Consider the following 26,248-nt stretch of genomic DNA (forward strand, 5'->3'; position numbering starts at 1 on the left):
CCCAGAGGGAGAGGGAGTAAGAATTTTCTTGGCTGCACTTATTCAACGATCTTGCGCATCCAGTCCGGCAGCGGCCGTGACTTCTGCGCCGGAAAATCCACCCAGATCGTGGTGGCGCCACCCGCCGCATAAATCACGCCCGGCGCGTCGGTCCGCTCCATGGTGGCCCAGCTTTCAAACGTGCTGCGGCCGGGGTCGCTGACATACATCTTCATCAGCACGTCGCCCGGGTATTCGAGCTGCTTGTAGAAATTGCAAAACGCGTTGACGATGACCGGCCCTTCACCTCGCGGATCGGGCCGGCAACCGATTGCATACATCCACTCAATGCGTACGGTTTCGAGGTAGCGAAAGTAGCTGCCGTTGTTGAGGTGGCCCATGGCATCCATGTCGCCCCAACGGATTGGAATGCGCATTTCATGGACCAGCTTTTTCTTCTCGGGGATTTCGATCTTCATGGCAATACCCGCCTAACGATGCGCCCTGATGGAGGCAAGAATGCCCAGCGTGAACAGCACGCAGGCGACAAGTTGCACCAGGGTGGGCCAGCGGCCGTCCCAGGCAAAGGAATACAGCAGCGCAAAAATCGTCTCGCTGACGATGAGCTGCCCGCACAGGCTGGCGCTGAGCCGCTGGCTGGCCATGTTCCACAGGATGGTCGCCAGCCAGGTCGAGCCCACACCGGCCACCACGCACAGCAGCACAAAGGTCCAGCGGTCCCCGCGCGCGGCCAGCATGCCGGCATCGGATCCCGCGGCCAGCCACATCAGCAGCGCGCCCAGGCCCGTGGCCACACCCAGCCAGTTGGCCCAGTCGGTGGCATTGACTTCAGGGTGGCGCTTGAGCCAGGCGGAGTTGAGGATGGCAAACACCGTCCAGCACACCAACGAGCCCGCCACAAATAACATGCCGCGCCAGAAATGCGCAGCCTCGCCCTGCCCGGCCTCATGCGTGGAGCCCATCATGAGCACCAGCCCGGCCAGCGTGAGCGCCAGCCCCGGCAGCAGCGCAGCCCAGCGCAGGCCCTGCGGCTTGCCCAGCAACATGACCCATATCGGGATGGTGCCTATGACCAGCGAAGGCACTTCAGTGCCCGCATCGCGTATAGCCAGCACCAGCAGCAGGTAATAACCACTGAAACCCAGCACGCTCATCAGCAGCGCGGCCCATGCCTGCCGCCAGGTGGGAAGGCGCCGGCTGCGCAGCCCCACCAGCATGACCCCCGCGGCCATCAGGCCGTAGACCGCAAAGCGCCCGGCCGTGAGGTCAATCGAGGAATAGCCGCCCGCGCCCATTTCGAGCATGCGCGGCGCCACAAACACCAGGCCCCACAGCGCGCCCGCCGCGAGCCCGGCCAGAATGCCGGTCAGCATCAATCAGGCCGTGTGCGCGGTCGCGACCAATCGCAAGCCGAGCAAGCCCATCGCGCCGGCGGCCGTGCGATCTACCACGGCCTTGCTGCGCAAGTAAGCGGCGCGTGGCACGGACGAAGACAGCACCACCGCCACCACGGCATACCAGCCGGTTTCCATCACCAGCACGCCGGCCAGCACCAGGATGGCGGCGGGCAGGGGGAACTGCGCGGGCAGCAGTGCCGCGAACACGCTGCTGTAAACCACCACGATCTTGGGATTGCTCAGCTGCGTGACCAGGCCCTGGCGAAACGATTGCAGCACCGTGCGGCGCGCAGCGCCCTTGTCCTGTACGCCCATATCCAGCGGCTGACGCGCACCACGCCAGATGTTGAAGGCGATCCACATCAGGTACAGGCCGCCCACAATCTTGAGCGCCGTATAGACGCCGGGCAAGGCGGCCAACAGCGCCTGCAGCCCAGCCAGCGCCAGCGCGGCGAACACCAGCGCACCCAGGCCCATGCCCAGCGCGGCGGCCAGACCGTCGGCGCGCGAGCGCGACACCGCGATGCGCGCGACCTGCACAAAACTCGGACCGGGGCTGACCACGCCCGCGAGCAGGGCCAGGAAGATCAGGCCTATGGGGCCGAGGTAAGGCACTACGGAATCCAGCATGTTGTTCTCTCTCTGCGCGAATTGATTGATGAATTGATTGATGTTGTGGACCGGTTCAGACGCCGAAGCCGTCATCCGCCGCAATAACCGCACCGTTGACAAAATGGCTCTCGCCGCTGGCCAGCATCACCAGCAGCGCATCCAGGTCCTGCGGCTTGCCGACGCGTTTGCGCGGCAGCATCTGCACCAGCTTTTTGCCCTGCTCGGTTTCCCAGTGGTGGTGGTTGATCTCGGTGTCAATATAGCCGGGGCAGATCGCGTTGACGTTGATGCCGAACTTGCCCCACTCCAATGCCATGGCTTTGGTCATCTGCACCACGGCAGCCTTGCTCATGCAGTACACGCCGATCTGCGGCAGCACGCGCAGCCCCGCCATGGAGGCGATGTTGATGATGCGCGCGCCGGCGAAAGTGCCGGGCGCCGCGCCTCGCGCGCGGGCCAGCATGCGCTTGCCGACTTCCTGCGCCACGAAGAAGGCGCCCTTGACGTTGGTGTTGAAAATGAAATCGTAGTCTTCTTCGCCCACGTCCTGAAGGCGCTGCGTTGTGCTCACGCCTGAGTTGTTGACCAGGATGTCGATGGGGCCGACTTCAGTTTCGGCATGGGCCACGCCGGCCTTGATGCTCGCGTGGTCGGTCACGTCGAGTTCGACGACATGTGCATCGCCGCCGGCTGCTTCGATCTGTGCGCGCAGGTCCTTGAGCTTGTCCAGCCTGCGGCTGGCCAGCACCACGGCCGCGCCGGCACGGCTCAATGTGGCGGCGAACTGCGCACCCAAGCCGCCCGAGGCGCCGGTCACGAGGGCGACACGCCCCGTCAGGTCAATGCTGTAAGCCATTAGAGGCTCCTCTCTGATTTAAACCGCACAAAAGAGAACGACCGTTCGCATCATTGCATTCGCGACATAAAATCCAACGCGAGACCGACAATCCTTCCTGAAAAATCATTATCAGCGAGTCCCCGATGAATACCCAAGAAATTCTGGCCCAGTTCGGCCCCCGTGAGGCGATGGAATACGACGTGGTCGTGGTGGGCGGCGGCCCCGGCGGCCTGTCCACCGCGATTCGCCTGAAGCAACTCGCGGCCGAAAAAGGCAAGGACATCTCCGTCGTGGTGCTCGAAAAAGGCTCCGAGCCCGGCGCACACATTCTCTCGGGCGCGGTGATGGACCCGAAAGCATTGACCGAACTGCTGCCCGACTGGAAAGCCCAGGGCGCGCCACTGAACCAGCCCGTCACCGCCGACGAGGTGCTGTTCCTCAGCGAGAAAAGCGCGGTCAAGACACCGGGCTTCTTTGTGCCCGACTGCTTCCACAACGAAGGCAACTACGTCATCAGCCTGGGCAATGTGGTGCGCTGGCTGGCGCAGCAGGCCGAGGGCCTGGGCGTTGAAATCTTCCCGGGCTTTGCAGCGGCTGAAGTTCTGTACAACGAAGACGGCTCCGTCAAGGGCGTGGCCACCGGCAACCTCGGCATCGGCAAGGACGGCCAGCCCACCGACAACTTCCAGCTCGGTATGGAACTGCACGGCAAATACACCGTGTTCGCCGAAGGTGCGCGCGGCCACCTGGGCCGCCAGCTCATCAACCGCTTCAAGCTCGACGAAGGCCGCGACCCGCAGGGCTATGCGCTCGGCGTGAAGGAACTCTGGGAAATCGACCCGGCCAAACACAAGCCGGGCCTGGTGATCCACACCGCCGGCTGGCCCATGGACAGCCAGACCTACGGCGGCGGCTTTATGTACCACCTGGAAGACAACAAGGTCACGCTGGGCATGGTCACCGGCCTCGATTACAGCAACCCCTACTTGAGCCCGTTTGAAGAAATGCAGCGCTGGAAGACGCACCCCAGCATCAAACAGTATCTTGAAGGCGGCAAACGCCTGAGCTACGGCGCGCGCGCCATCACCGCGGGCGGCGCTTTGAGCCTGCCCAAGACCGTGTTCCCGGGCGGCGCGCTGATCGGCTGCGAAGCCGGCTACCTCAATGCCGCCCGCATCAAGGGCAGCCACGCAGCCATCAAGAGCGGCATGCTGGCCGCCGAGGCCGCCTATGACGCCGTCACCGCGGGCCGCCAGCACGACGAGCTGGCCGCCTACCCCGAGGCCTATGCCAAGAGCTGGCTGGCAGCGGAGCTGAACCAGTCGCGCAACTTCAAGTCCTGGTTCAAGAAGGGCCTCTACGTCGGCGCCTTCATGACCGGCATCGAGCACTGGCTGCTGCCCAAGCTGGGCTTCAAGTCGCCACCCTGGACCATCCACAACAGCATTCCCGACTACGCCAAGCTCAAGCCTGCGGCCGAGTGCACGCCCATCGTGTACCCCAAGCCCGACAACAAGATCACCTTCGACCGCCTGAGCTCGGTGTTCGTCTCCAACACCAACCACGAAGAGCACCAGCCCGCACACCTGACGCTCAAGGATGCGAGCGTGCCGGTCAATATCAACCTGGCCAAGTACGCCGGCCCGGAAAGCCGCTACTGCCCCGCCGGTGTCTATGAGTTCGTGAAGAACCCCGACAACAGCGACCGCCTGCAGATCAACGCGCAGAACTGCGTGCACTGCAAGACCTGCGACATCAAGGACCCGACGCAAAACATCGTCTGGGTCACGCCTGAAGGCGGCGGCGGGCCCAACTACGCGGGCATGTAAGCGCCGCACACCCTCTCACAAAAAGCCCGGATGCTTCCGGGCTTTTTTTATGGCCGCACCGCATCGTGCATGCGGCCTTCGCCATTCAGTCGCAAGCGCGCCACACATACACGGCGCAAGCCTTGGCAAGCTTTGTGACTTTTTGTCCGGCGCGGCAAGCCGGCACTCGCCGCGCATGCGCGAAGCACACCCACGCCGGCAGGCGTTTTTCGCGTTTCACTCACAAGTTCTTACTGAACGAATCGACACGCTTTAGGGCCTCGTCACGCCATCCCACGCACGCTCGCGGCTTACGCTGACACGCTTTCTACCCTCGCCACAAAGACACTGAAGCCGTCTCAAGCAAAGAGGCGTGGCCGCGCCGTCACAGCGTTTGCCGCGCCCCTTGCTATGCGTTGTTTGGCACATCAAACCGCTGCCCGGCAGCTTTCCTATCCATGAATCCAATGACACAAAACACCCCCAGCGTGCTGCTGACCGGCGGCGCCGGTTATATCGGAAGCCACACTTTCGTGGCCCTGGTCGAGGCCGGCTTGCAGCCGGTCATCCTTGATGATTTCTCGAACAGCCACCCTGCCGTGCTGGAGCGGCTGGAGCAACTGACAGGCCGGCGCGTGCCCTGCGAAAGAGGCGATGTACTGGACACCGCCTGGGTGGCCGAGGTGCTGCGGCGCCACCGCTGCGTGGCCGCCGTGCACTTCGCCGGATTCAAGGCCGTCGGTGAAAGCGTGCAGCAGCCTCTCATGTACTACCGCAACAATGTGAGCGGTCTCGTGAGCCTGCTCGAAGCGATGGCTGCAACACCTGCTTGCCGCTCCGTGGTGTTTTCTTCTAGCGCCACGGTGTACGGCGACCCGGCCACGGTGCCGATTGATGAAACCTTTCCCTGCGCGCCCGAGAGCCCCTATGCCCACAGCAAGCGCATGTGCGAAGACATCCTGGCATCGCTGCGCGCATCAGACCCCTCGTGGCGCACCGGCGTGTTGCGCTATTTCAACCCTGTGGGCGCACACCCCAGCGGCCTGATCGGCGAAGACCCCAACGGCATTCCCAACAACCTGATGCCTTTTGTGACCCAGGTGGCTGTGGGCAAGCGCGCGCGGCTGCAGGTTTTCGGCAGCGACTACCCCACCCCCGACGGCACCGGTGTGCGCGACTACCTCCATGTGTCCGACCTGGCCGCCGGCCACGTGGCCGCGGTGCAATCGCTGCTGGCGGGAGGCGAGAGCTTCACCCTCAACCTGGGCACCGGCCAGGGCACCAGCGTGCTGGGTGTGGTGCGCGCCTTCGAGCGCGCCAGCGGCCGGCCCATCCCATTCGAATTCGCACCGCGGCGCGCGGGCGACGTGGCGCAGTACTTCGCCGACGTGTCGCTGGCCCGCAGCGTCCTGGGCTGGCGCGCCACCCGCAGCATCGACGACATGTGCCGCGATTCCTGGCACTGGCAGCAGCGCAACCCCGATGGCTACCGGACGGAAGCACCGGCCGAGAAAACCATGCATGCGCCGGCGACTGCGCGCAATAGTCCGAACGGCCCCCTTCGACCGGTGGTCAGCGCCTGATTCGTCTTGACACACAACCCGCACCGAATGAGGACAAGACACATCTGCTTTCACCAGCACAAACCAGGCCATGGGCCGTTCGGACTATTGCCGATTGCTGCACTGCACAACACACTCATCCTCTGCCAATTTTCTGCTTTTGACAGAGAGGAAATTCAATGTTCAAAGCTCTAATGACCGCCGTGCTGGCCGCCTGGATGGCTTCCGCATCGGCCTACTCCGACTCCTCCGACCAGCCACCGCCGCAGCCCTTGGTTACCAAGGCAAGTGCCGCAAAAAGCACACCCATGAAACTGCAGGCCGGTGCCGACAGCGTCAAGGTGCGCGCGGTCTACAGCCCCGACATACGCCCGAATCCGCCGCAGGCTTTCGCGGCCGACGATGAAAGCGGCGCGGGCGAATCCGGCTGGCGCTCCTACGGCATGCTGCTGGCGACACTGGTGTTGATGGCCGTGATCGCCGTGCGGCGCTACAAGGCGGGAAGGCCCTGAGTATGAGCGGACTCGGCCGGCCCGGTGTCGCGGCGGTCAAATGGAGCGCGGCGTCCACTGTCGCCCGCTTCGCGCTGCAGCTGATGGCCCAGGTCGTCCTGGCGCGCACGCTGGGCCCGGAGATCTTCGGTATCTTCGCCATCGGCATGGTGGTGCTGACCTTTGCCACCTTTGTGTCCGGCTTCGGTTTCAGCTGGAGCCTGTTGCAGCGCGAGAACCTGAGCGACGAAGACGTGCGCTTTGCCTGGACCTGGCAGATCATTGTGGGCCTTGCGACCACGCTGGCCCTCTACCTGCTGGCGCCTTTGCTGGCCGCCTATTTCCGCGAACCGCGCGCGCAGGCCGTCATTGAATGGCTGTCGCTGGCCTGCCTGCTAAGCGCTGCCGCCCAGCCTGCTACTTACCTGCTGCAGCGCGACCTCAATTTCCGCGCAGTGGGCCTGGTGCAGGTGGGCAGCTACGCGGCCGGCTATATCGCGGTGGGCCTGCCGATGGCGCTGATGGGACGCGGCGAGGCCTCGCTGGTCGCGGCCTGGCTGGTCCAGGTGGCCGTGCAACTGGCGGCCAGCTACGCGCTCAAGCCGCACGCGGTGCGCCCCCTGCTCTGGTATGCCGATGCGCGCGCCGCCGTAGGCACCGGGCACACGGTCTTCTTCACCAACATCGTCAACTGGGTGCTCAACAACCTGGACCGCGTGCTGATAGGCCGCCTGCTCAACGCGCAGGCCCTGGGCCTTTACAACGTGGCCTACAACCTGGCCACCATGCCCAACACCTTGCTGCTGGGCGCGCTGCAGCCGGCCTTCCTGGCGGCGGGCGCGCGCCTGCAAAGCGACACGCCCCGCCTTGGTCGCGCCTACCTGCAGATGCTGGCCACCATCGTGGTACTGGGCCTGCCGGCCTTCGTGACGCTGGCTTTTGTCTCGCGCGACATCGTGCGCGTGCTCTACGGGCCGGCCTGGAGCGACGCGGCCTGGGTGCTGGGAACGCTGTTCCTGTGCATGCCGGCCTATGTCATCTGGGGCCTCTCGACACCGGTGCTATGGAACACGGGCCGCAAGCACTACGAGTTCATGCTGCAGCTGCCGCTGGTCGCCCTGGGCGCGCTGGGCTTTTACCTGCTGGCCGGCCAGGGCATCCATGTTGCCGCGGCCGTCGCAGGCGGGTTGCTGGTGCTGCGCGCGCTTGTCGTCGCCACGGCGGCTTTCCGCGCGCTGGACCTGCGCGCCACGGCCTTGCTGCCGGACGCCTTGCGCGGCCTGTTGCTGAGCGCGCTGTGCATTGCCGGCGCACTCGGGGCGCAACACCTGGTGGCGAAGTTCGACATGCCCCTGCTCTCGCTGGCGGCGGCAAGCCTGGCCGCCGCTGCACTGCCCGCGCTGTTGCTGCTGCTGCGGCCGCAACTGCTGGGCCCCGACGCCTCCGACATGGTGATTCGCTTTGTGCCCCGCCTGGCCGGCTTCCTGCGCCGCCCCGCGGCCCAAACCGCCGGCGCCCTGCCCGCCGCGCTGGGCGAGCAGCGCCCCTGACCGAGGAAACCATTCCCCATGGACCAGCCCATCGTGATTTCAGTACTCGTCGCCGGCGCCATCCTGGCGGCGCTGATGGCGGCACTGGGCATGGCCGGCGCGGTCCATGTGACCTCGCGCCGCGCACACGGCTACATGCACTTCATCTTCTACGCCATGTTGCTGATGGTGGCGCTGGCCAATCTGCTTTCCGGCCGCGACCTTTCCAGCAGCAACATGAAGTTCGACGAGGTGGCCGTGATCGTGCGCCACCCGCTGGTCTCGCTGCTGCAGCCGCTGGCTTCGCTGCTCTTGCTCACCCTGGCCGGTGAACGCCTGATCACGCACCTGATACGCCGCGACAAGGCCGCGCAGGCGCCTTCCGCGCTGCTGGTGGCCTTCCTCACGTTCTGGGTGTGCACCGTGGCCGCGCCGGCCCTGCTGGGCGCCCACCCGCAGGTCTCGCATGACTATGTGTACCCGCTGGTGATTGGTTTTGCGGCCGTGCTGGCCACCGCCACCGAGCGTGACCTGGCGTTTGGCGCCGCGCGCAACGCCCTGCTGGTGTTCCTTGCCGCCGGCTTGCTGCTGATTCCCTTCAAGCCCAGCCTGGTGCTGGATGCCTCCTACACCCAGGGCCTGCTGCCGGGCGTGCCGCGGCTGGCGGGTCTGGCCCCTCACGCGGTGTCGCTGGGCATGCTGGCGCAACTGGGCCTGCTGTGCCTGCTCGCGCGCCCCCTGCAGCGGGTGTGGCTCAACCGCCTGGCCTGGGCCATGGGGCTGGGCGTTCTCTTCCTTGCGCAGTCCAAAACGGCGTGGATTTCATTTGTGCTGTGCTCCGCCTGCATTTTGCTCGTGCGGCAAGGCCCAGGCTTCATGCGCCGCGTGGGCGACCCTGTGCGGCCCGAGTTCGGCATCGTCGCGCTGCTGGCTTTCATGGCCGCCGTCGCCGGCCTGGCCGCCCTGCTGATGTTCGGCGACATCGACGCGCGCCTGAGCAGCTTCTTTGACAGTGCCCAGGGCGCGCAGCTCGCCTCCATGACGGGGCGCGACCAGATCTGGGCCATCGCCTACGACGAATGGCAGCGCAACCCGGTGTTCGGCTACGGGCCGACGCTATGGGATGCGAGCTTTCGCGAGGCCATCGGCATGCCCAACGCGACCCACGCGCACAACCAGTTCATGGACACGCTGTCGCGCTCGGGCACCGTGGGTGCGGCGGCGCTGGTGCTGTATTCGCTGGTGCTGCTGGTGCTTTCCATCCGCTATGCCCGCGCCAGCGGCGGGCTCACGCTGGCGCTGTTCGTGGCGCTGGCGCTGCGCGCCATCAGTGAAGTTCCCTTGCTGCTTTTCGGCTACGGCCCCGAACTCATCGCCCACGTCCTGCTGCTGATGGCCCTGGCCGCCGCCGGCCGTGAAGTCCGGGAACGCCGGCGCAAGGTGGCGAGGACGCCGCCAATGCCCCGTGCCGCTCCCGCTTCCGCCTTCGCCAGAAATTCCGCAGCGCCCGGAGACCCCCATCCTTCCCTGGCCACCGCGCGGCTGCGCTCCTAAGCCCATGAAATTTTCCATCATCATTCCGCTTTACAACAAGGCGCCCTACATCAGCGACACCCTCGCGTCGGTGCTGGCGCAGAGCTACACCGACTACGAAGTCATCGTGGTCGACGACGGCTCGACCGACGGCGGCGCCGAACTCGTCAGCTTTTTCACCGACGCCCGGGTGCGCCTGGTGCGCCAGGCCAATGCCGGCGTCTCCGCCGCGCGCAACCACGGCATCGCGCTGGCGCGCGGCGAGTGGGTGGCTTTTCTCGACGCCGACGACTGGCACCACCCGGACTACCTCGCGACGCTGGCACGCGTGCAGGCCAACTACCCCGAAGCCGACACCGTGGCCGCCGACTACCTGCCGGTGCCCGACACCCAGGACATGTGGCCGCCGCGCTGGCCCGAGATGCCGCGTTCTCCCGACATCGAACTGATCGCCGACCTGCCGCGGCGCTGGATGGCCTCGCCCACGCTGTGCACCAGCGCCGTCTCGGTGCGGCGTTCACGGCTGCTGCGCATGCAGCCCTGCTTTCCGCCCGGCGAGTCGCACGGCGAGGACCTGGACCTGTGGTTTCGCCTGGCCGAGCAGGCGCCGGTCGCACTGGTCCATTCGCCGCTCATGGCTTACCGGCTCGCCGTTGAAGGCAGCCTCAGCAGCGGGCATGCGCCGCTGGCCATGCCGCCATTCCTGGAGCGCATGGAAGCGCGCGCGCTGTCGGGCGCCATGCCGTCCGCTCGGCGCGGCTCCGCGCTGTGGCTGGTGGCCCAGTACAGGCTCACGCTGGCGCGCCAGGCGCTGGGCGCCGGCAGCCGCCGTGAAGGCTGGACCTGGCTGCTGAAGGCGCGCCGCGCGGCCGGCAGCAAACGCTGGTGGCTGACGGCGGCCATGGCGCTTTTCATGCCGGGCTCGCTGGTCAGGAACTGGCAGCACTGGCGCGTGCGCCGCACCGTGCCGGCACGCGCCGCCAGCCCCGTTGAAGCAGGATAAGAATGAACCCGATACCGTTTGGCAAGACACCCCTCCCACCCCAGGCGCCGCAAACGCTGCCAACGCTGCGAACGGCGCAGACGCCGCCTGCATCGCAGCAGGCACGCGCACCCTCAGCCCACACCGCCGCGCCGCGTTGCCGTGTCTCGGTCGTCATCAAGGCGCTCAATGAAGAGCGGCGCATAGAGGCCACCGTGGAAAGCGCGCTGCGCGCGGTGGCCGCCGTGGGCGGCGAGGTGATCCTCGCGGACTCGTATTCGAGCGACCGCACGGTGGAGCTCGCCAGCGCCTACCCGATACGCATCGTCCAGCTGGCCAACCCCGAAGAGCGCTGCTGCGGCGCGGGCCCGCAGCTGGGCTACCAGCACTCGCGCGGCGAGTTCGTCTACATCCTCGACGGCGACATGCAGATGCGCGAAGGATTCCTTGAACAGGCCCTGGCCTTCCTGGACACGCATGCCGATGTGGCCGGCGTGGGCGGCCGCGTGGTGGAGCAAAACACCGAAAGCCTCGAGTACATGTCCCGCGGGGAACGCGCATCGCCGCACCTGCAGCCGGGCCATGTCGACAGGCTGGACGGCGGCGGCCTTTACCGCCGCAGCGCCATCGAGGCGGCCGGTTATTTTTCAGACCGCAACCTGCACAGCTACGAAGAGTTCGACCTGGCGATACGGCTGCGCGCGCTGGGCTGGCGCTTGTGGCGCCTGCCCGTCGACGCGGCCAACCATTGGGGCCACGACGCGCCGCCCTACCGCCTGCTGATGCGGCGCTGGCGCACACACTACATCTGCGGCCTGGGCGAGCTGGTTCGCGCCGCGGTTGGCCAGCCCCGCCTGCCCCTGGCGCTGCGGGGCCTGCGCGAACTGCGCCTTTACATCGCGGTGCTGGGCTGGTGGGCGGTGCTGGCCAGCGTCACGCTGTGGCCGATGACGGCCCCCTGGCGCCTGGCCCTGTTCTGCGCCATCGCCGGCGCGCCTGTGCTCTTGATGACCTGGCGCAAGCGCTCCGCCGCCAAGGCGCTGTATGCCGTGGTGTCCTGGTGCTTCAATGCCGCCGGCCTGCTGCGCGGCCTGCTGCGGCCCCAACGCCCTGCGCGCGAAGCCATCGCCAGCAGGGTGCTCAAAGAGCCGGCGCAGGAGGCCATCCATTGAAGGTCGAGACACGGCAATTCAGCGGCGTGCAGGTGCTGCGCTTTGCCGCGGCCATGCTGGTCGTGGTGATGCACATCACGCAGGCGATTTCCATGCACATCAGCGGCACCGGTCCCAGCCACTACTGGGGCGCGGGTTCGGCCGGGGTGGACATCTTTTTTGTGATCAGCGGCTTCGTGATGGCCATGTCCACGGCCTCGATACCGGCCGGCCCCTCGCAACCCGGTGCCGCCTGGGTTTTCATGCGCCGCCGCCTGCTCAGGATCGCGCCGCTCTACTGGTTCTACACCCTGCTCAAGGTGGCCCTGCTGCTGGCCATGCCGGCCCTGGCCGCGCGCTCCTCGGTGGAGCCCGGCCATCTTGCGGCCTCGCTGCTTTTCATTCCCGCTGTGAGCCCCTGGGGCCTGGTGCAGCCCACGCTGCCGGTCGGCTGGACGCTGAATTTCGAGATGCTGTTTTATGCGATATTCGCCGCGGCCATCGCCCTCGGTGCACCGCGCATACGGTTTTGCCTGGCGGCCTTCGGGCTGGTGTTCGCGGCGGGTTACCTGCTGCCGGATTCGGTCGTGCTGAATTTTTATGCGCAGACCATCGTCTTCGAATTCATCCTCGGCGTCTGCATCGCCCACGCTTTTTTGCATTTCCGCCGCCCCGGGCCGCTGGCGGGCCTGGTGGTGATGGCGGCGGGCGCTGTCTACATGTTCGCCCCTGACTGGGGCCATTCGGCCGACCGTTTCGCCACCTGGGGCGCCGGCGCCGCGCTCATCGTACTGGGCGCCGTATGGATGGAACCCTGGACCGTGCGCGCGCCGCTGGCGGGCCGCCTCTCCTTCCTGGGTGATGCCTCGTATTCGATTTACCTGTCGCACACCTTTGTGGTACCGGCCGGCGTGCAGGCGCTCAAGCGCCTGGGCGCGCAGGACAGCCTGGCCATCGTGTTGGCCGTGGGCGTGGCGGTGGTGGTGGCGGGCGGCCTCTCCTATGTGTGGCTGGAACGGCCCATGACCGGCTTCTTCAAACGCGCGCTGTTCGGCGCGACCAGGCGCCCCGACATTCCTGTCCCCGCCGCCTCTTCTGCCTCTACCCCTATCCCGGAAAGTAATCTCCATGCGAAGTGAATCGCTGCCGCGCAGCGCCATCCGAGAACGCGAAGGCCGCTATATCTACATTGCCTGCCCCTGGACGCCCATGGGCGGCGGCATGTTCAAGGTGGCCGACTACCTGATCCAGGCCCAGGCCTCTTCGGCGGCCATCGCATCCGCCAACGCGGCCGAGCTCCGGCCGCTTGACACGCGCGGCGGCGCCAACGCCCTGTATTCCTTCTGGGTGCTGGCCACGGCGCTGGCGCGCATCGCGCGCGGCAGGCTCAGCGGCCGGCTGGCCGGCGTGCACGTCAACATGGCCGAACGGCTGAGCCTGTTTCGCAAGGGCGCCATCATCACCGCCTGCCGCGCGCTCGGCGTGCCGGTGGTGCTGCACCTGCATGCGGCGCAGCTGCACCACTTTTACCATTCGCTGTCGCGTCCGCTGCAGGCGCTGACGCGCTGGGTGTTCTCGCTGCCGGCCAGCTGTGTGGTGCTGGGCTCGGCCGCGCGGCGCTTTGTCATTGAAGAGCTGGGCGTGGCGCCCCAGCGCGTGGACATCGTCATCAACGGCGTGCCCGAACCCACCCATGCGCGCCGCGTCGCCGGCGATTCGGCCGTGCAGCGTGTGCTGTTCCTGGGCAACCTGTCGGAGCGCAAAGGCGTTTCCGACCTGCTGCAGGCGCTGGCCCTGCCCGGCTTTGACACCGCCCACCTTGAAGTAACCCTGGCCGGTGGCGGCGACGTGCATGCCTACGAAACCAAATCCAGGGCGCTGGGCATCAGCGGTTTTGTGCGTTTTGCCGGGTGGTCGGACCAGCAGCAGGCAGCCAGGATGATGGCGCGCACCGACGTGCTGGTCCTGCCTTCTTACGACGAGGGCCTGCCGCTGGTGATCCTGGAGGCGCTGGCCAACGGCGTCGCGGTGGTGTGCAGCCCCGTCGGCGAAATTCCCTCGGTGCTCAGCGACGGCGTCAATGCCTGCTTTGTGCAGCCCGGTGATGTGGCCGGCATCGCCGCCGGCCTGCAGCGTGTGTTGCAGGACGGCGAATTGCGCGCCGCGCTGGAACGCAACGGCCGGGCGCTGTACGAACAACAGTTTTCCATCGCGCACTTCTTCGGCAGCGTGGCGCATATCCACCAGCGCGACTTCGGCGTGGCCGGGCGCCCGCTGCGTGCCGCAGCGGTTTCACAGGACGGCAAAGCATGATCCGGGACGCCGACAGCATTCCCAACGGCAGCCGGCTGGAAGCCGATGTTTGCGTGGTCGGCGGCGGCCCGGCCGGCATCGCGCTGGCACTCTCACTGAGCGACCAGGGACACGCCGTGCTGTTGCTCGAGTCGGGCCGGCTGCAGGCGCATGCGCCCACACAAGACCTGTATGAAGGCGAGGTCGCCGACGAGCAACTGCACAGCCCGCCCGGCAAATACCGGCAGCGACGGCTGGGCGGCTCCTCGGCCATCTGGGGCGGGCGCTGCATGCCTTTCGACCCGATTGATTTTGAAACCCGCGCCCACATTCCGCACAGCGGCTGGCCGATTTCGTATGAGGACCTGCTGCCCTGGTATCCGCGCGCCAACGCCCTGGCGGAGGCTGGGCGCTTTCTCTACGACGCGGCTGACGCCCTGGAGCCGGGGACGGGGCCGCTGATCGCCGGTTTCGACAGCGAACGTGTTCTGAGCAACGGGCTGGAGCGCTTTTCCTGCCCCACCCATTTCGGCAGCCGCTACGCCAGGCGGCTGGCGCTGGCCCCCACGCTGGACGTGCTGCTGGGCGCCAACTGCACCGCGCTGCGGCTGCAGGGCGACGGCCAGGCGCTGCGCGAGGTCGAGGTGCGCACGCTGGCCGGCACGCAATTCACCGTTGCCGCGCGCAACACGGTGCTGGCCATGGGCGGCCTGGAGACCGCGCGGCTGCTGCTGGCCTCGCGCGACGTGGCGCCGCAAGGCGTGGGCAATGCGCATGACGTGGTGGGCCGCTATTACATGTGCCATATCGCCGGCAATGTCGGCACGCTCACCGTGCACGGCCCCACCAGCGACGTGCGCCACGGCTATGAAATTTCACCCGAAGGCATTTACTGCCGGCGCCGCCTCTCGGTCGCCGCCGGCGAGCAGCGGCGCCTGGGCCTGGCCAACGCGGTGGCGCGCCTGCACTTTCCGCGCATCACCGATCCTTCGCACCGCAGCGGCGTGCTGTCGGGCCTGTTCCTGGCGCGCAAGCTGATCAGCTATGAATACAGCAAGCGCCTGAAGGACGGCGCGCCGCCGACCGCCGGTGTGTATGCACGCCACCTGTTCAACGTCCTCTCCGACCCGCTGGACACCACCGGCTTTCTCGCGCACTGGCTCACCAAGCGCACCCTGGCGGACCGCAAATTCCCCTCGGTGATCCTGCGCAACCGCAGCAACCGCTTCAGCCTGGAAGTGCACGGCGAGCAGATTCCGCAGGCCCACAGCCGCGTCACACTGCTTGATGCCGTCGACGCGCTGGGCATGCCGCGCCTGAAGGTCGACTGGCGCTACAGCCGCGCCGACATCGATTCTCTGGGCGCCAGCCTGGACGTGATGGCCGAGGAGTTCGAGCGCAGCGGCAAGGCCCGATTCGACTACAACCGCCACACCCTGGAAGAAGACGTGATGCGCTTCGGCGCCTACGGCGGCCACCACATCGGCACCGCGCGCATGGGCACCGACCCGCGCAGCAGCGTGGTCGACGCTGACTGCCGCGTGCATTCGGTGCGCAACCTGTTTGTGGCCGGCAGTGCGGCCTTCCCGACCTCCAGCCAGGCCAACCCCACGCTGACGCTGATCGCACTGTCGCTGCGGCTGGGTGACTTCCTGTCGCGCCAGCTGCGCGCCGAGCGCGCACCGCTGCAGATGAAGGAGGCCGCATGAAAGTCCTGGTACTGGGTGCTTCCGGCCACATCGGCGCACGCCTGCTGGAGATGCTGCAGGCCACGCCCTGGGCCGCGGCCACGGGCGCCTCCCGGCGCATGAAAAACACCGCGAGCTGGCTGGAAGTCGACAGCCGCGACCCGCGCCAGCTGGCGCAGGCCCTGAAAGGTTTTGACGCGGTGGTCAACTGTGTGGCGGGTGATGCGGCATCGATCGCCGACGGCGCGCGTGCGCTGGTGCAGGCCGCGCTGCAGGCCGATTGCCCGCGCATCGTCCACCTGAGCACCATGTCGGTTTACGGCTCTGCCGAGGGTACCGTGCGCGAAGATGCCCCTCTGAGTCCTGACCTAGGCTGGTACGGCCAGGCCAAATGCGAGGCCGAGGCCGCCATGCACGACTTCGTGCGGCACGGCGGCGAGGCGGTGATGCTGCGGCCGGGCTGCGTATACGGCCCCGGCAGCCAGCTGTGGGTAGGCCGCATAGGCCGCTGGCTGCAGGCCGGCCGCCTGGGCGACCTCGGCATCGCGGGCGACGGTTGGGCCAACCTGGTCCATGTCGACGACGTCTGCCAGGCCCTGCTGCTGGCGCTGCGGCTGCCCACGGCCCCGGGCAAGATACCGGTGTTCAACCTGGCGGCGCCCGACAGCCCGCGATGGAACGAGTACTTCGTGGACCTGGCCCTGGCGATCAAGGCCACACCCGTGCGCCGCCTGGGCGGGCGCCGGCTCAAGCTGGATGCCTGGCTGCTGGGCCCGCCGCTGAAGATCGCCGAGCGGGCCCTGAAGCGGCTGGGCAACCACGACATCAAGCTGCCCGATGCCCTGCCGCCCGGCCTGCTGGGCCTGTGGTCGCAGCACATACACCTGGACACCCACGCGGCCACCGGCCGGCTCGGCATGCAGTGGACACCCTATGCCGAAGGCCTGCGTGATTCCGCTTCGTGGTTCAACGCGCCCGCCGGCGCCGCTCACCCTACCCTGGACAAAATGATATGCACGCCCTGAAAGCCGACACCCACCGCAAATTCGGATACACCGACTCCGGGCTCGCGTTCAAGGGCGCGTTGCTGGACCCGGCTTTTCGTGTGCTGGCCTGCCTGCGCCTGTGCCAGGCCGCGCAGCAGCTTCCCTCCAGTTGGCGCTGGCTGGCCGTGCCGCCGGCGCGCTTGCTCTACCGCATGGTGAGCCAGATGGCGGGCATTGAGATTCCCTGGCGCACCGACATCGCGCCCGGGCTGGCGCTCACGCACGGCCGCGGCATCGTCGTCAACGCCGGCGCGCGCATAGGCCGCAACGTGACGCTGTTCCACGGCGTCACCCTGGGCCAGCGCGACCACATTGACGCTCAGGGCCGCCGGCACACGCTGTACCCGGTGATCGAAGATGAAGTCTGGATTGGGCCGCACGCCATCATCGTGGGCGGCGTCACCGTGGGCAAAGGCAGCCGCATTGCCGGCGGCGCCTATGTCTTTGAAGACGTACCGCCCTACTGCGTGGTGCTGGGTAACCCCGGGCAGATCGTCCGGCGCGACTGCACGCCCGATGTGCAGAACCGGTACAGCGAGGAAGACATTTCTGTGGCCGATACCGCCCATTCGGCGGCAACCGCCGCCGATGCGGGCATCAACGCCGGTTGAGAGACGCCAGCCGCAACGCCCGCGTCAGAAACACCGGGTTGCCGATCACATAGCGCTGAAACAGCCGGCGCGGCTCCAGCGCAAGGCGGAACAACCACTCCACTCCGGCTTTTCGCATCCACATCGGCGCGCGCGGCGTCTTGCCGCCCAGGAAGTCGATGATGGCGCCACCGCAGACGATCAGGCACGGAAAATTCAGTACGGCGCGCAGCTGCGCGGCGATTTCCTCCTGGCGCGGCATACCCATACCGAGCACGATCAGCGCCGGTCGGTGCGTTGCCGCGAGCAGGGAATACGTCCCCGCATCCAGAAAGCCGTTGGCCTGTATGAGCGTGCTGTGCGGCGCAAGTTCTTCGCGCACGCGCTGAGCGGCTTTCTCGAGGAAAGGTTCTCGCGTGCCGAACAGCGCGATGCCGCGGCCGTCGAAAGCGCGTATCAAGCGGGGGATCAGGTCGGTGCCGTTGAGGTTGAGGCCGGGCTCCATGCGCAGCATCTTGAACAGCGTGGCCATGCCGGAGCCGTCCCTGAGCACCCTGTCGGCCGAATGCATGGCTTCAAAGAAAGGCGCCGACACCGCCATGGAATTCATCGCGTGCGCGTTGGCAAAAGCCAGCACCGTCGGTGCGCGGGGCGTGCTCAACTCGACCAGCAAGGCCTGGCCTTGCGCATCGCTTTGCACGCGCTCGATTTTGTCGAGCAACAAGGACCAGCGCCGGCGCCAGTCGGGCGCAATTTCAGCGGCGGGATTCAGCATGGGCTTCTCCGCTTTTTGGGAAGCGGCATGAGAAAATCGGTTTCATGGCCAAAGCAATTTCCCTTGAAAATCTCCGGCGCACGGTACGCATCGCCGCCGCGCTGATGGTGGCCGCGAGCGCGGCGGTGCTGTATGTGGGTGGCGCCCAGCCGGTGGCCGTGGGGCTGTTTCCCGCGCCCTGGGACAAGCTGGCCCACCTGCTGACCTTCGCGGTCATCGGCGGGGCCGCAGGCCTGGCCGGCGGCATGCGCGGCTGGCGCATGCTGGCCTGTTGCCTCGCGGGCGCCCTGCTGGTCGGGGGCATGGACGAGATTCACCAGATCTTCCTGCCGGGCCGCTCCGCGAGCTGGGCGGACCTGGCGGCCGACGCGGCGGGCGGACTGCTGGGCGCGGCGGCGCTGGCGGTGTTGCATCGCCTCATGGGCGGGCGCCTCCAGAGCCTGTTCAATGTCTAAACGAAGCCGCGTTGGGGTGCAATCGGGATGAGTGGGCCGACCGGGCACGCCGCATGGGCTAATGCCCATGCAAGGGCTCGGGTGGCTCAATCGCCCGATTTCACCCCAACCCGGAGGGCAAGCGCTTTCTCGGGTGGTCTGCGGCGTTGCGACGCTAGCCCATAGGTGAACTATGGGCGTCGCGCCGCGCCTTGCATCCCATCCCGAGAAAGTGCTTGCGCGGCCTCGTTTAGACATTGAACAGGCTCTCCCCTCACGCATCGTTAAGCACCGAACCCACCAGCGCGACGCCGAATTCACGCAGGCTGTGCGTGAAGCGCGTCATCTGCGGCAGTGAGCTGGTGTTCTGCCGCGCCACCACCAGCGCGGCGCCCGCGCGCACCGCCACCGTGTGCGCGTCGGCGCATTCGCTGGCCGGCGGCGTGTCGATGATGATGATGTCGAAGTCCTGGCCCAATGCTTGCAACAGCCTGGAAAATTCCTGCCGGCCCAGCAGCTCCTGCGGATTGGGCGGAATCACACCCGCCGGCAACACCGACAGATCCTGCAGCGCCGCGACGCTGACCACAGCCTCCAGCCCGGCGCGGCCGGCCAGCATGTCCGACAGGCCCGCGCCCTTGCCGAGGTTGAACAGCAGGTGCTGGCGCGGCGCCCGCATGTCGGCATCGACCAGCAAGGTGCGCAGGCCCAGCTGCGAAAACACAATCGCCAGGTTGGCCGAGATATAGCTGCGCCCCTCTCGGGAGCCGGCGCTCACGATGGCCAGGCCGCGGCGGTCCGGGCCGGTGTCGAACCAGCGCAGCATCAGCTGGCTGCGCAACGCCCGCAGCTGCTCCACCGGCTGGCTGTTCGGGTGATGGGCGGCCACCAATTCGCGGCTCAAATTGCTTTCACGCGCCAGGTAAGGGTAGTCGAACTGCACCGACAGCGCATAACGCACGTCGTCATCGGTCAGCAGGCCCAGCGCCTTGCCCGAATCGCCGAAGCGCGCGCCGCGGTCCTTCTGGAAATGCACGATACGTTCGGCGTCCAGCGGCGAGAGCCGGCCGGCGTCGACGAGGATCGCGCCTATGGAGCGGCCGGAGCCGGTCGCCGGCTTGCTGGGCACGGTCAGGGGAACGGGACGCACCACCGTCTGGCTGTTATTTCTGTTCATCATGGCTATCCTCCCAAACCTAGCGCCAGGCGGCGCGGACCGCTGAGCCGGGTATTGCCCGTGCTCGAAGAAATGCTGGCCAGCACCGGCAGCTCCAGCATCTGCACCAGGTCCTCGGCGGAACGCACGCGGCGATTCACCAGTTCCAGCAGCAAGGCGCAGGCGATACCCAGCAGGGTGCCGCCGAAAGCGGCGATCAGCAGGTTGATGAGCAACCTCGGGCTGGACGGGTTGACAGGCGGCGTCGCGACATTGAGGCGCACCACATTGGTCTGGTTGGTCAAGCTCTGCAGGCGCGTCTGTGAAGCGCTCTGGCTCACGGTTTCGTAAGCACGCTGGGCCGACTCGACATCACGGCGGTACACATTGAGCTCGTCGCGCTGCTTGTTCAGGGCCAGCACGCGGGCCTTCTGTGCGCCGACCGCGCCCTGCAGCTCGCGTTCGCGGTCCTTGCCCACCCGGTAGGTGGTTTCAATGGAGGCGTTGATGCGCGCCGTCTCGCTGGCCAGCCGGCTCTTGAGGGCGGCCAGCTCGGACTCGGCGCGCTGGCGCTCGGGATGGTTCTCGCCCAGGCGCACACTGACTTCCTGCACCTTGGCCTCCTGCCGCGCCACGTCGGCCTTCAGGCCGTTGATCAGCGGGCTTTGCATCACCTCGGCGACGGTGTCGCCGCGCGAGCCGCGCTTGCTCTGGCTGTCGGTGGTATCGCCCTGCACCGTCGTGAGCTGGGACGATATCTCCGCCAGCTTGGTGGTTTCATAGTCCACGCGCTCGTCGCTGCTGACGATGCCGGCCTTTTGCTGGTATTCGGAGAGGCGCGCCTGCGCCTCTTCGAGCTTGGCGCGCGAGGCCTTGGTCTGCTCGTCAAACCATTCGGCGTAAATGCGGGCCGGCTCGGTCTTCAGGGCCAGGTTGATGTCGAGGTAGGCCTGGGCAAAGGCATTGGCCACGCTCGCGGCTTCCTCGGGCTCACTCCCCTTGTAGGTGATGTTGATCACATTGCTTTCGCGCGCGGGCCGCACGTCCAGCCGCTTTTGCAGCGAGTCCGCGATCCAGCCTTCCAGCGTGCCGCGGCCTTCGGTCGCTTCCATCCAGCGCTCCTTGGTGCGCGGGTTCTCGTCGAGCTTGAGCATTTTCACGACGCGCTGCGCGACGCGGTCGCCGCCGATGATGTCCACCTGCGTGGCCATGTAGCTGGGCGCCACCAACCCCTGTATCGGCGCGCTGCCGGCCCCGGCCACCGGATCGGGCGAGCGCACGTCGACCAGCACGGCGGTCTGGGCCGTGTATTTCTTCGGCAGCACCAGGCTGACCGCCAGCGCCGCGGAGATCGCCAGCAGGATGATCAGCACCGCCACCTTGTAGCGGGCGCGCAGTATGAGCAGAAATTGATGGAGTGTCATGGCTTTCCAGTCATGGCTGTTGTGAACATTGAAAAATCAGGGGCCATCAGAAAAGGCTTTCGCGGACGTAGAGCACGTCTTCGGGACGAATCGGGTCGTTCAGGTTCGGCGTGATCTCCACAACCTTGCCCGAGGCGTCGCGGCGATGCAGCTTCAGGCGGTTCTGGCTGCCGCGCACGGTGGGGCCGCCGCCCTGGGCCAGCGCCTGCATGACCGTCATGCCGCGTTCAATGCGGTAGGGGCCGGGGCGCTGCGCCTCGCCATAGATGTAGAACATCGGCGCCTTGTTGACGTACAGGGTGTCCCCGCCCGCCAGCACGATGTCGTCGTCGGATTTCGCGTTGAGGAACAGCGCCGGGATGTCTATCACCTTGCGAAAGGGCTTGCCGTCACGCTGGCCGGTGACGATCAGCTCGTCATCGCCGGTCGCGGTGGTGCCGCCGGCGGCGGCCAGCATGTCGCTGACGCGGGTGTTGAAGGTTTCCAGCGGGAAGCGGCCGGGCCGGCTCACCTGGCCCAGCACCGCCACCTGGTTGCCGCGCACCTGGCGCAGCACGATGTTGACCTGCGGCACCTTGACGAAGCCGCCGCTTTTCAGCGCATCACCAATTTTCTTTTCGGCCTCGGCAATCGTCAGCCCGCCGAGCTGCACGCTGCCTATCAGCGGATAACTGATCACGCCGCTTTCAGAGACCCGCGCATCGATGGAGAGGTCGGGGCTTTGGTAAACCTGCACGCCGATGGCATCGCCCGCGCCCAGGCGGTAGTCCTGGCTGTTGGGCAAGGCGGGCGCGGCCGTCACCGATGCGGGCGCGACCGGTGTGGTCGTTGCTGCGGCCTGGACGGCGGGGGGCGGCAGCGTCTGCGGGGTTTGCGCCCACAGCGGCGCAACGGCCGTGCACAGCAGGGTGCTCAAGAAGTATCGGGTCATGGGTTTCAAATTCAGCAGCTTCATCTTGTCGCCTTTAGGGAGAGCAGAAATTCAGGAAAGGCCTGCTCAAAAGCTCGCGTCGGCGGAAAGGCCGAAGGAATTGCTCTTGTAGTCAAAGCCCGGTTCATTGGACTTGCGCCTGTCGCTTTGCACCGACGCGGTCAGCTTGAGCGCGCGCATGGCCTGCCACTCGAGCGCCAGCGACATCAGGTTGGTGGTGTCGCGGCGGTTGCTGGGCGCAAAGCCCGGCAGCGGGCCCTTGAAGTCGCGCGCGCCGTGGTCGTAGCGCAGGCGCACGGCGGTCTTTTCAGTGGGCTTCCAGGTCGGGGCGATAAAGAAGCGGTAGCCCTCGTAGTAGCTCGAGGTGTTGGTCTGGTAGCTGGCCAGCTCACGCACCACGCCGCCGGCCAGCGAGGTCTTGGGCGTGATGGCCCAGGCCGCATCCAGTTGCCCGGTGACGCCGGAGAAATCCCGCGCGCCCAGGCCGTCATGGTTCCGGTCGAAGTACGCGGCCTTGGCACGCACCGTGGTCTTGGCGCTGGGCGCCCAGTCAAAACGAAACTCGTGCTCGCGGTCCGTGAAGTTGCCGGCGACCCCCGGTGACAGGAAGCGGCCCGGGTATTCGCCCTTGCCCTCCCTGAAACGGTAAGCCATCGAAGTGCCGGACGGGTAGACATAACGCACGCCGGCCTCGGCGCCGTGGACTTTCGAGTCGGCTTCGAAGGTGTTGGGCTGGCTGTTGGAGCTGGTGCGCTCGAACAAGCCGCCCACCAGGCGCCACGCGCCGTCGAGTTCGTACTCGGCATCAAAAATCGTGGAGCGGTTGGTGCGGCGGTTGATCTGTCCCGTGCCCTGAACGTCGGCATAGGTGTCGACATATTCGCGCCTGTCGCTGGTCAGGTTGCCGTGCAGCTGCGGTGTGAAGCTCCAGCGCCAGGCGGCCGCGTAGTTCACGGCCGTGAAGTCCAGGTAGGAAAAGCGGCTGTAGCGGTGGTCTTCGATATTCGCGTCGAACTCGAACCGCTGCAAGCCATAGGGCTTGTTGATCTTGAAGCCCGCCGTGGTCACGGCCACGTTGTCGTCGCGCTCGGGCCTGCCGAGCACTGCCTGCGTATTGGCGGAATCGGGCAGCCGGAACACATTGCTGTCGTGCGTCACGCTTTGCCCGAGGCGGAACTGCAGCGTGTCCAGGTCGTCGGCCTGCGCGGCCAGGGGAAACAGGCCCAGCAGCAGGAGCGGAATCGGGAGAAGCTTGCGATGGGAACTCAAAGGCGAACCTCCGCGAGAGGATGAAAAAAAGATACTGAATACATGGCGGGGTGGCGATAGTCCGTTTGCCCTAATGGCACTAGTGGCACTAATGGCTCTAATGGCAGCGCTGCAAAGACAGCTTGATGAACGGGTGGATGCCATCTCCTTTCATTCTTAATAAGCCGCGCCATCCTTGAAGACCAGGCGAATGGTTTTCAGGATGATGAAAAAATCCAGCTGCAGCGACCAGTTGCGCAGGTAGTCCAGGTCGCAGTCGATGCGCGACTGCATCTTGTCCAGCGTGTCGGTCTCGCCGCGCTGGCCGTTCACCTGGGCCCAGCCCGTGATGCCGGGCCTGACCTTGTGCCGCACCATGTAGCCCTTGATCAGCGAGCGGTACATCTCGTTGTGCGCCACCGCATGCGGGCGCGGGCCGACGATGCTCATGCGGCCCTGCAACACATTGACGAACTGCGGCAGCTCGTCGAGCGAGGTCTTGCGCAGGATGGCGCCCAGGCGGGTCACCCGCATGTCGTTCTTGCTCGCCTGGCGTATGGCGGCGCCGTCTTCGGTGACCGCCATGGAGCGGAATTTGTAGACCAGGATCTGCTCGCCGTCCAGGCCGTAGCGGCGCTGCTTGAAGATGACCGGCCCGGGCGAGTCCAGCTTCACCAGCAGCGCGATGACCAGCATGATCGGGAAGATCAGCATCAGGATCAGCAGCGACAACACGACGTCGCTGGCGCGCTTGAGGAAACCGTTGACACCGCGGAAGGGCGTGTCGCACACCGAAATCACCGTGACGCCGCACACCGTATCGCTGCGGCCCTGGATCAGGTCGGTGATGAACATGTCAGGCACGAAATAAATCGAGGCAGTGGTGTCCTTGAGGCCATCGAGCACCTGCAGGATGCGCGGCCGCGATGCCATGGGCAGCGACAGGTAGATGAACTGGATGCGATGCTGCTTGACGTAGGCCGGCAGGTCGTCGATCTTCCCGACCAGGCGGTGCTCGGCCTGCGCTTCCCTGCGGTCTTCGCCGCGGTCGTCGAAAAAGCCCTTGAGCTCAATCCCCGAATAGGTGGAGCCGGCGATGTTCCCGGCCAGCGAAACACCCTGTTCGTTCATGCCGACGATCACCGCGCCGCGAGGCGGCCCCTGCAGCTTCAGCAGCTGCGGCGCCGCAGCCCTGAGCGCCAGGTGCGCACCGGCCTGGGCCACGGGCGCGACCCACAGCCAATGGGTCAGCACCGTCATCGAAAACTTGTGGAAGTATTCCGTCACATAGCCCGTCAGCAACAGCAGCCCGGCGATCCATATCCAGTGGAAGGCGATCTTGGAAAACACCTTCCACACCGGCAGGCGCAGTTGCGAGCTGCCTGGAAAGGTCAGCGAAAAAACGATAAGCGACAGAATCAGGTAGGCCGGCCGCACCGAACCTTCGTAATAGAAGGCCAGCGCCCACAGCGAAAACACCAGCACCAGCGGGTCCAGTCCGGCTTCCACGGCGGTGAACAGGTGGCTGCGCCCCAGCCCCATGGAGCGAGGTTCGCGCTGGTTCAGCCAGGCGGACGCGGAGTTGAGCTGGTTTGCTTCAGCCATACATGCCTACCCTTGTCACTTTGGAAACCGCCTGCGCGCGGTTGAAGACGTTGAGCTTCTGGAAGATGCGCTGCATGTGGTTCTTCACGGTGAAGCCGCTGATGTTGAGGATGGCGCCTATTTCGGAATTGGTTTTGCCCATGGCCACCCAGGCCATGATCTGGGTCTCGCGCTCGCTGAGGCCGCAGTTGTCTTCGGCCGCGCGCGCGCCGGCCGCCGCAGTGCGGCGCTGCTGCGGCAGCGGCGCCATCTGGCGCAGCGCGGCGTCCATGCTGGGCATCAGCATGCGGATGGCGGTGCTGGAAGGCTCGGCCGGAATTTCCTGCGCGCTCATCAGCACATACAGGCATTCCTGCTGCGCCCGCTCATCCTGCAGGCCGTGGATGAGCACAGAGCGCATGCCGCGCAGGCTGCCGGAGAACGAGCCCGGCAAGCTGGCCCGGCCCAGCAGGTATTCGAATTCGCTGAAGTCCAGCCGGCACGGCTGGCGGTCGGCGACCACCCAGCGCTCATGGAACTTGCCTAATAGAAAGGGCAGCCCGTCCGTGCCCGCGGCATAGGAGCGCGCACCGGGCAGCCGGGACACGACGTCGTGCTGCAGGGCGCCCTGCTGGAAATCGCCCCAGCCCGCGAGCAGGATGTCGTGGGGAAGGCATTGCTGCATGTCGCCCTGCAGCCAGGCCAGCAGTTCGGCATGCCGCGTGATGGCCGTGCTTTGCCCGACCAGCGCTGCATAGCGCGCGGAATCTTCGCTTGAAAGCGGAGTGTGTAAATTCATTTCTGGATGTCACTTCCTGTATTTTTTCCGCGGACTCGCCCGCTGACGGCGCTGCGGAAATAGCTGATTGAGAATCGAACAAATCACCGGTGGGCGCCATGCGCCAAGCGAGACAGTTGATGTAGGAGATGGACTCAGTTTAGGGTTTCCCCGGGTCATTCTTTTGACGCGAAGGCCCCGCATTCGTTGCAACTACGTAACAGCTGTGCGCTTGATAAACGATGTCGCGCAAAACGATACTGCTTGCAACAGTTTGCTTTTTTGCGGACCTGAAGTAGCAGCCTTGCTTGATTACGCTTCAAGCATCTCCCCGCATTGATCTCATTGATCTCTTTGATCTCATCGATCTACTCGTCATTCGACGTTCGAATGACGTTG

General features: G+C 66.2%; 24 protein-coding genes. 13 read left to right on the forward strand and 11 right to left on the reverse strand.

From position 1 onward, the window contains the following. Nucleotides 1-38: 38 nt before the first annotated feature. From AC1DXS_RS22460 to AC1DXS_RS22475, 4 genes are read right to left on the reverse strand one after another with little or no spacing between them, the layout of a single operon-like run. Entirely contained in the window at nucleotides 39-458 is a 420-nt protein-coding gene (locus tag AC1DXS_RS22460; protein ID WP_477739668.1) for an acyl-CoA thioesterase, read from the reverse strand. Nucleotides 459-470: 12 nt separating this feature from the next. After that, nucleotides 471-1,373 (reverse strand): DMT family transporter, encoded by a 903-nt coding sequence (locus AC1DXS_RS22465; RefSeq protein ID WP_477739669.1) that lies wholly within the window; start codon nucleotides 1,371-1,373, stop codon nucleotides 471-473. A 3-nt stretch (nucleotides 1,374-1,376) separates the two neighbouring features. Then, a complete protein-coding gene (locus tag AC1DXS_RS22470) occupies nucleotides 1,377-2,027 on the reverse strand; it encodes a LysE family translocator (RefSeq protein WP_477739670.1) in 651 nt (216 codons plus the stop codon). 55 nt (nucleotides 2,028-2,082) lie between these two features. Next, a complete protein-coding gene (locus AC1DXS_RS22475) occupies nucleotides 2,083-2,865 on the reverse strand; it encodes an SDR family oxidoreductase (RefSeq protein WP_477739671.1) in 783 nt (260 codons plus the stop codon). A gap of 125 nt (nucleotides 2,866-2,990) precedes the next feature. Here AC1DXS_RS22475 and AC1DXS_RS22480 point away from each other — a divergent pair, with 125 nt between their 5' ends. The 12 genes from AC1DXS_RS22480 (at nucleotide 2,991) to AC1DXS_RS22535 (ending at nucleotide 17,540) form a co-directional block, all read left to right on the forward strand. Further along, complete coding sequence (locus AC1DXS_RS22480; RefSeq protein WP_477739672.1) at nucleotides 2,991-4,676, forward strand: electron transfer flavoprotein-ubiquinone oxidoreductase; 1,686 nt, start codon at nucleotides 2,991-2,993, stop codon at nucleotides 4,674-4,676. 446 nt (nucleotides 4,677-5,122) lie between these two features. Further along, nucleotides 5,123-6,238, forward strand: coding sequence for a UDP-glucose 4-epimerase GalE (galE, locus tag AC1DXS_RS22485; RefSeq protein ID WP_477739673.1), 1,116 nt, complete (start codon nucleotides 5,123-5,125; stop codon nucleotides 6,236-6,238). 158 nt (nucleotides 6,239-6,396) lie between these two features. Further along, nucleotides 6,397-6,729 carry a hypothetical protein gene (locus AC1DXS_RS22490; RefSeq protein WP_477739674.1) on the forward strand — a complete coding sequence of 111 codons (333 nt, stop codon included), beginning with the start codon at nucleotides 6,397-6,399 and terminating at the stop codon, nucleotides 6,727-6,729. Nucleotides 6,730-6,731: 2 nt separating this feature from the next. Then, nucleotides 6,732-8,258, forward strand: a complete 1,527-nt coding sequence (locus AC1DXS_RS22495; protein WP_477739675.1) for a lipopolysaccharide biosynthesis protein — start codon at nucleotides 6,732-6,734, stop codon at nucleotides 8,256-8,258. A gap of 18 nt (nucleotides 8,259-8,276) precedes the next feature. Next, nucleotides 8,277-9,791 (forward strand): O-antigen ligase family protein, encoded by a 1,515-nt coding sequence (locus AC1DXS_RS22500; protein WP_477739676.1) that lies wholly within the window; start codon nucleotides 8,277-8,279, stop codon nucleotides 9,789-9,791. A 4-nt stretch (nucleotides 9,792-9,795) separates the two neighbouring features. Further along, nucleotides 9,796-10,773 (forward strand): glycosyltransferase family 2 protein, encoded by a 978-nt coding sequence (locus tag AC1DXS_RS22505; protein WP_477739677.1) that lies wholly within the window; start codon nucleotides 9,796-9,798, stop codon nucleotides 10,771-10,773. A gap of 2 nt (nucleotides 10,774-10,775) precedes the next feature. Further along, entirely contained in the window at nucleotides 10,776-11,924 is a 1,149-nt protein-coding gene (locus AC1DXS_RS22510) for a glycosyltransferase family 2 protein (RefSeq protein ID WP_477739678.1), read from the forward strand. Beyond that, the gene (locus AC1DXS_RS22515; RefSeq protein ID WP_477739679.1) at nucleotides 11,921-13,042 is read left to right on the forward strand and encodes an acyltransferase family protein; all 1,122 of its coding nucleotides are present in this window, start codon (nucleotides 11,921-11,923) and stop codon (nucleotides 13,040-13,042) included. Before AC1DXS_RS22510 ends, AC1DXS_RS22515 begins: the two co-directional genes overlap by 4 nt. Continuing rightward, nucleotides 13,032-14,216, forward strand: a complete 1,185-nt coding sequence (locus AC1DXS_RS22520) for a glycosyltransferase family 4 protein (RefSeq protein WP_477739680.1) — start codon at nucleotides 13,032-13,034, stop codon at nucleotides 14,214-14,216. Before AC1DXS_RS22515 ends, AC1DXS_RS22520 begins: the two co-directional genes overlap by 11 nt. Then, on the forward strand, nucleotides 14,213-15,904 hold the full coding sequence (locus AC1DXS_RS22525) for an FAD-dependent oxidoreductase (protein ID WP_477739681.1): 1,692 nt from the start codon (nucleotides 14,213-14,215) through the stop codon (nucleotides 15,902-15,904). Before AC1DXS_RS22520 ends, AC1DXS_RS22525 begins: the two co-directional genes overlap by 4 nt. Beyond that, complete coding sequence (locus tag AC1DXS_RS22530) at nucleotides 15,901-16,908, forward strand: NAD-dependent epimerase/dehydratase family protein (RefSeq protein ID WP_477739682.1); 1,008 nt, start codon at nucleotides 15,901-15,903, stop codon at nucleotides 16,906-16,908. Before AC1DXS_RS22525 ends, AC1DXS_RS22530 begins: the two co-directional genes overlap by 4 nt. Continuing rightward, nucleotides 16,896-17,540 carry a serine O-acetyltransferase gene (locus AC1DXS_RS22535; protein ID WP_477739683.1) on the forward strand — a complete coding sequence of 215 codons (645 nt, stop codon included), beginning with the start codon at nucleotides 16,896-16,898 and terminating at the stop codon, nucleotides 17,538-17,540. Before AC1DXS_RS22530 ends, AC1DXS_RS22535 begins: the two co-directional genes overlap by 13 nt. Here the strand turns inward: AC1DXS_RS22535 and AC1DXS_RS22540 are convergent. Then, complete coding sequence (locus AC1DXS_RS22540) at nucleotides 17,527-18,294, reverse strand: WecB/TagA/CpsF family glycosyltransferase (protein ID WP_477739684.1); 768 nt, start codon at nucleotides 18,292-18,294, stop codon at nucleotides 17,527-17,529. The two genes, AC1DXS_RS22535 and AC1DXS_RS22540, sit on opposite strands and share 14 nt — an antisense overlap. 44 nt (nucleotides 18,295-18,338) lie before the next feature. On the opposite strand from AC1DXS_RS22540, the gene AC1DXS_RS22545 reads away from it, so the two are divergent. Next, entirely contained in the window at nucleotides 18,339-18,749 is a 411-nt protein-coding gene (locus tag AC1DXS_RS22545) for a VanZ family protein (RefSeq protein ID WP_477739685.1), read from the forward strand. Nucleotides 18,750-19,002: 253 nt separating this feature from the next. On the opposite strand, the gene epsG is transcribed toward AC1DXS_RS22545, so the two are convergent. The 6 genes from epsG to epsA form a co-directional block, all read right to left on the reverse strand. Next, the gene (epsG, locus tag AC1DXS_RS22550; RefSeq protein WP_477739686.1) at nucleotides 19,003-19,905 is read right to left on the reverse strand and encodes a chain length determinant protein tyrosine kinase EpsG; all 903 of its coding nucleotides are present in this window, start codon (nucleotides 19,903-19,905) and stop codon (nucleotides 19,003-19,005) included. Nucleotides 19,906-19,910: 5 nt separating this feature from the next. Beyond that, a complete protein-coding gene (epsF, locus tag AC1DXS_RS22555; RefSeq protein WP_477739687.1) occupies nucleotides 19,911-21,308 on the reverse strand; it encodes a chain length determinant protein EpsF in 1,398 nt (465 codons plus the stop codon). A gap of 46 nt (nucleotides 21,309-21,354) precedes the next feature. Further along, nucleotides 21,355-22,239: a polysaccharide export protein EpsE gene (gene epsE / locus AC1DXS_RS22560; protein ID WP_477739688.1), complete on the reverse strand. Its 885-nt coding sequence runs from the start codon at nucleotides 22,237-22,239 to the stop codon at nucleotides 21,355-21,357. Nucleotides 22,240-22,305: 66 nt separating this feature from the next. Next, nucleotides 22,306-23,508, reverse strand: a complete 1,203-nt coding sequence (epsL, locus tag AC1DXS_RS22565; RefSeq protein WP_477739689.1) for an XrtB/PEP-CTERM-associated polysaccharide biosynthesis outer membrane protein EpsL — start codon at nucleotides 23,506-23,508, stop codon at nucleotides 22,306-22,308. 156 nt (nucleotides 23,509-23,664) lie between these two features. Next, a complete protein-coding gene (locus tag AC1DXS_RS22570; protein WP_477739690.1) occupies nucleotides 23,665-25,092 on the reverse strand; it encodes an undecaprenyl-phosphate glucose phosphotransferase in 1,428 nt (475 codons plus the stop codon). Continuing rightward, nucleotides 25,085-25,870 carry an XrtB/PEP-CTERM-associated transcriptional regulator EpsA gene (gene epsA, locus AC1DXS_RS22575; protein ID WP_477739691.1) on the reverse strand — a complete coding sequence of 262 codons (786 nt, stop codon included), beginning with the start codon at nucleotides 25,868-25,870 and terminating at the stop codon, nucleotides 25,085-25,087. The genes AC1DXS_RS22570 and epsA overlap by 8 nt, the downstream gene beginning before the upstream one ends. Nucleotides 25,871-26,248: the final 378 nt, after the last annotated feature.

This window comes from Polaromonas sp. P3_B1 (genome assembly GCF_056402935.1).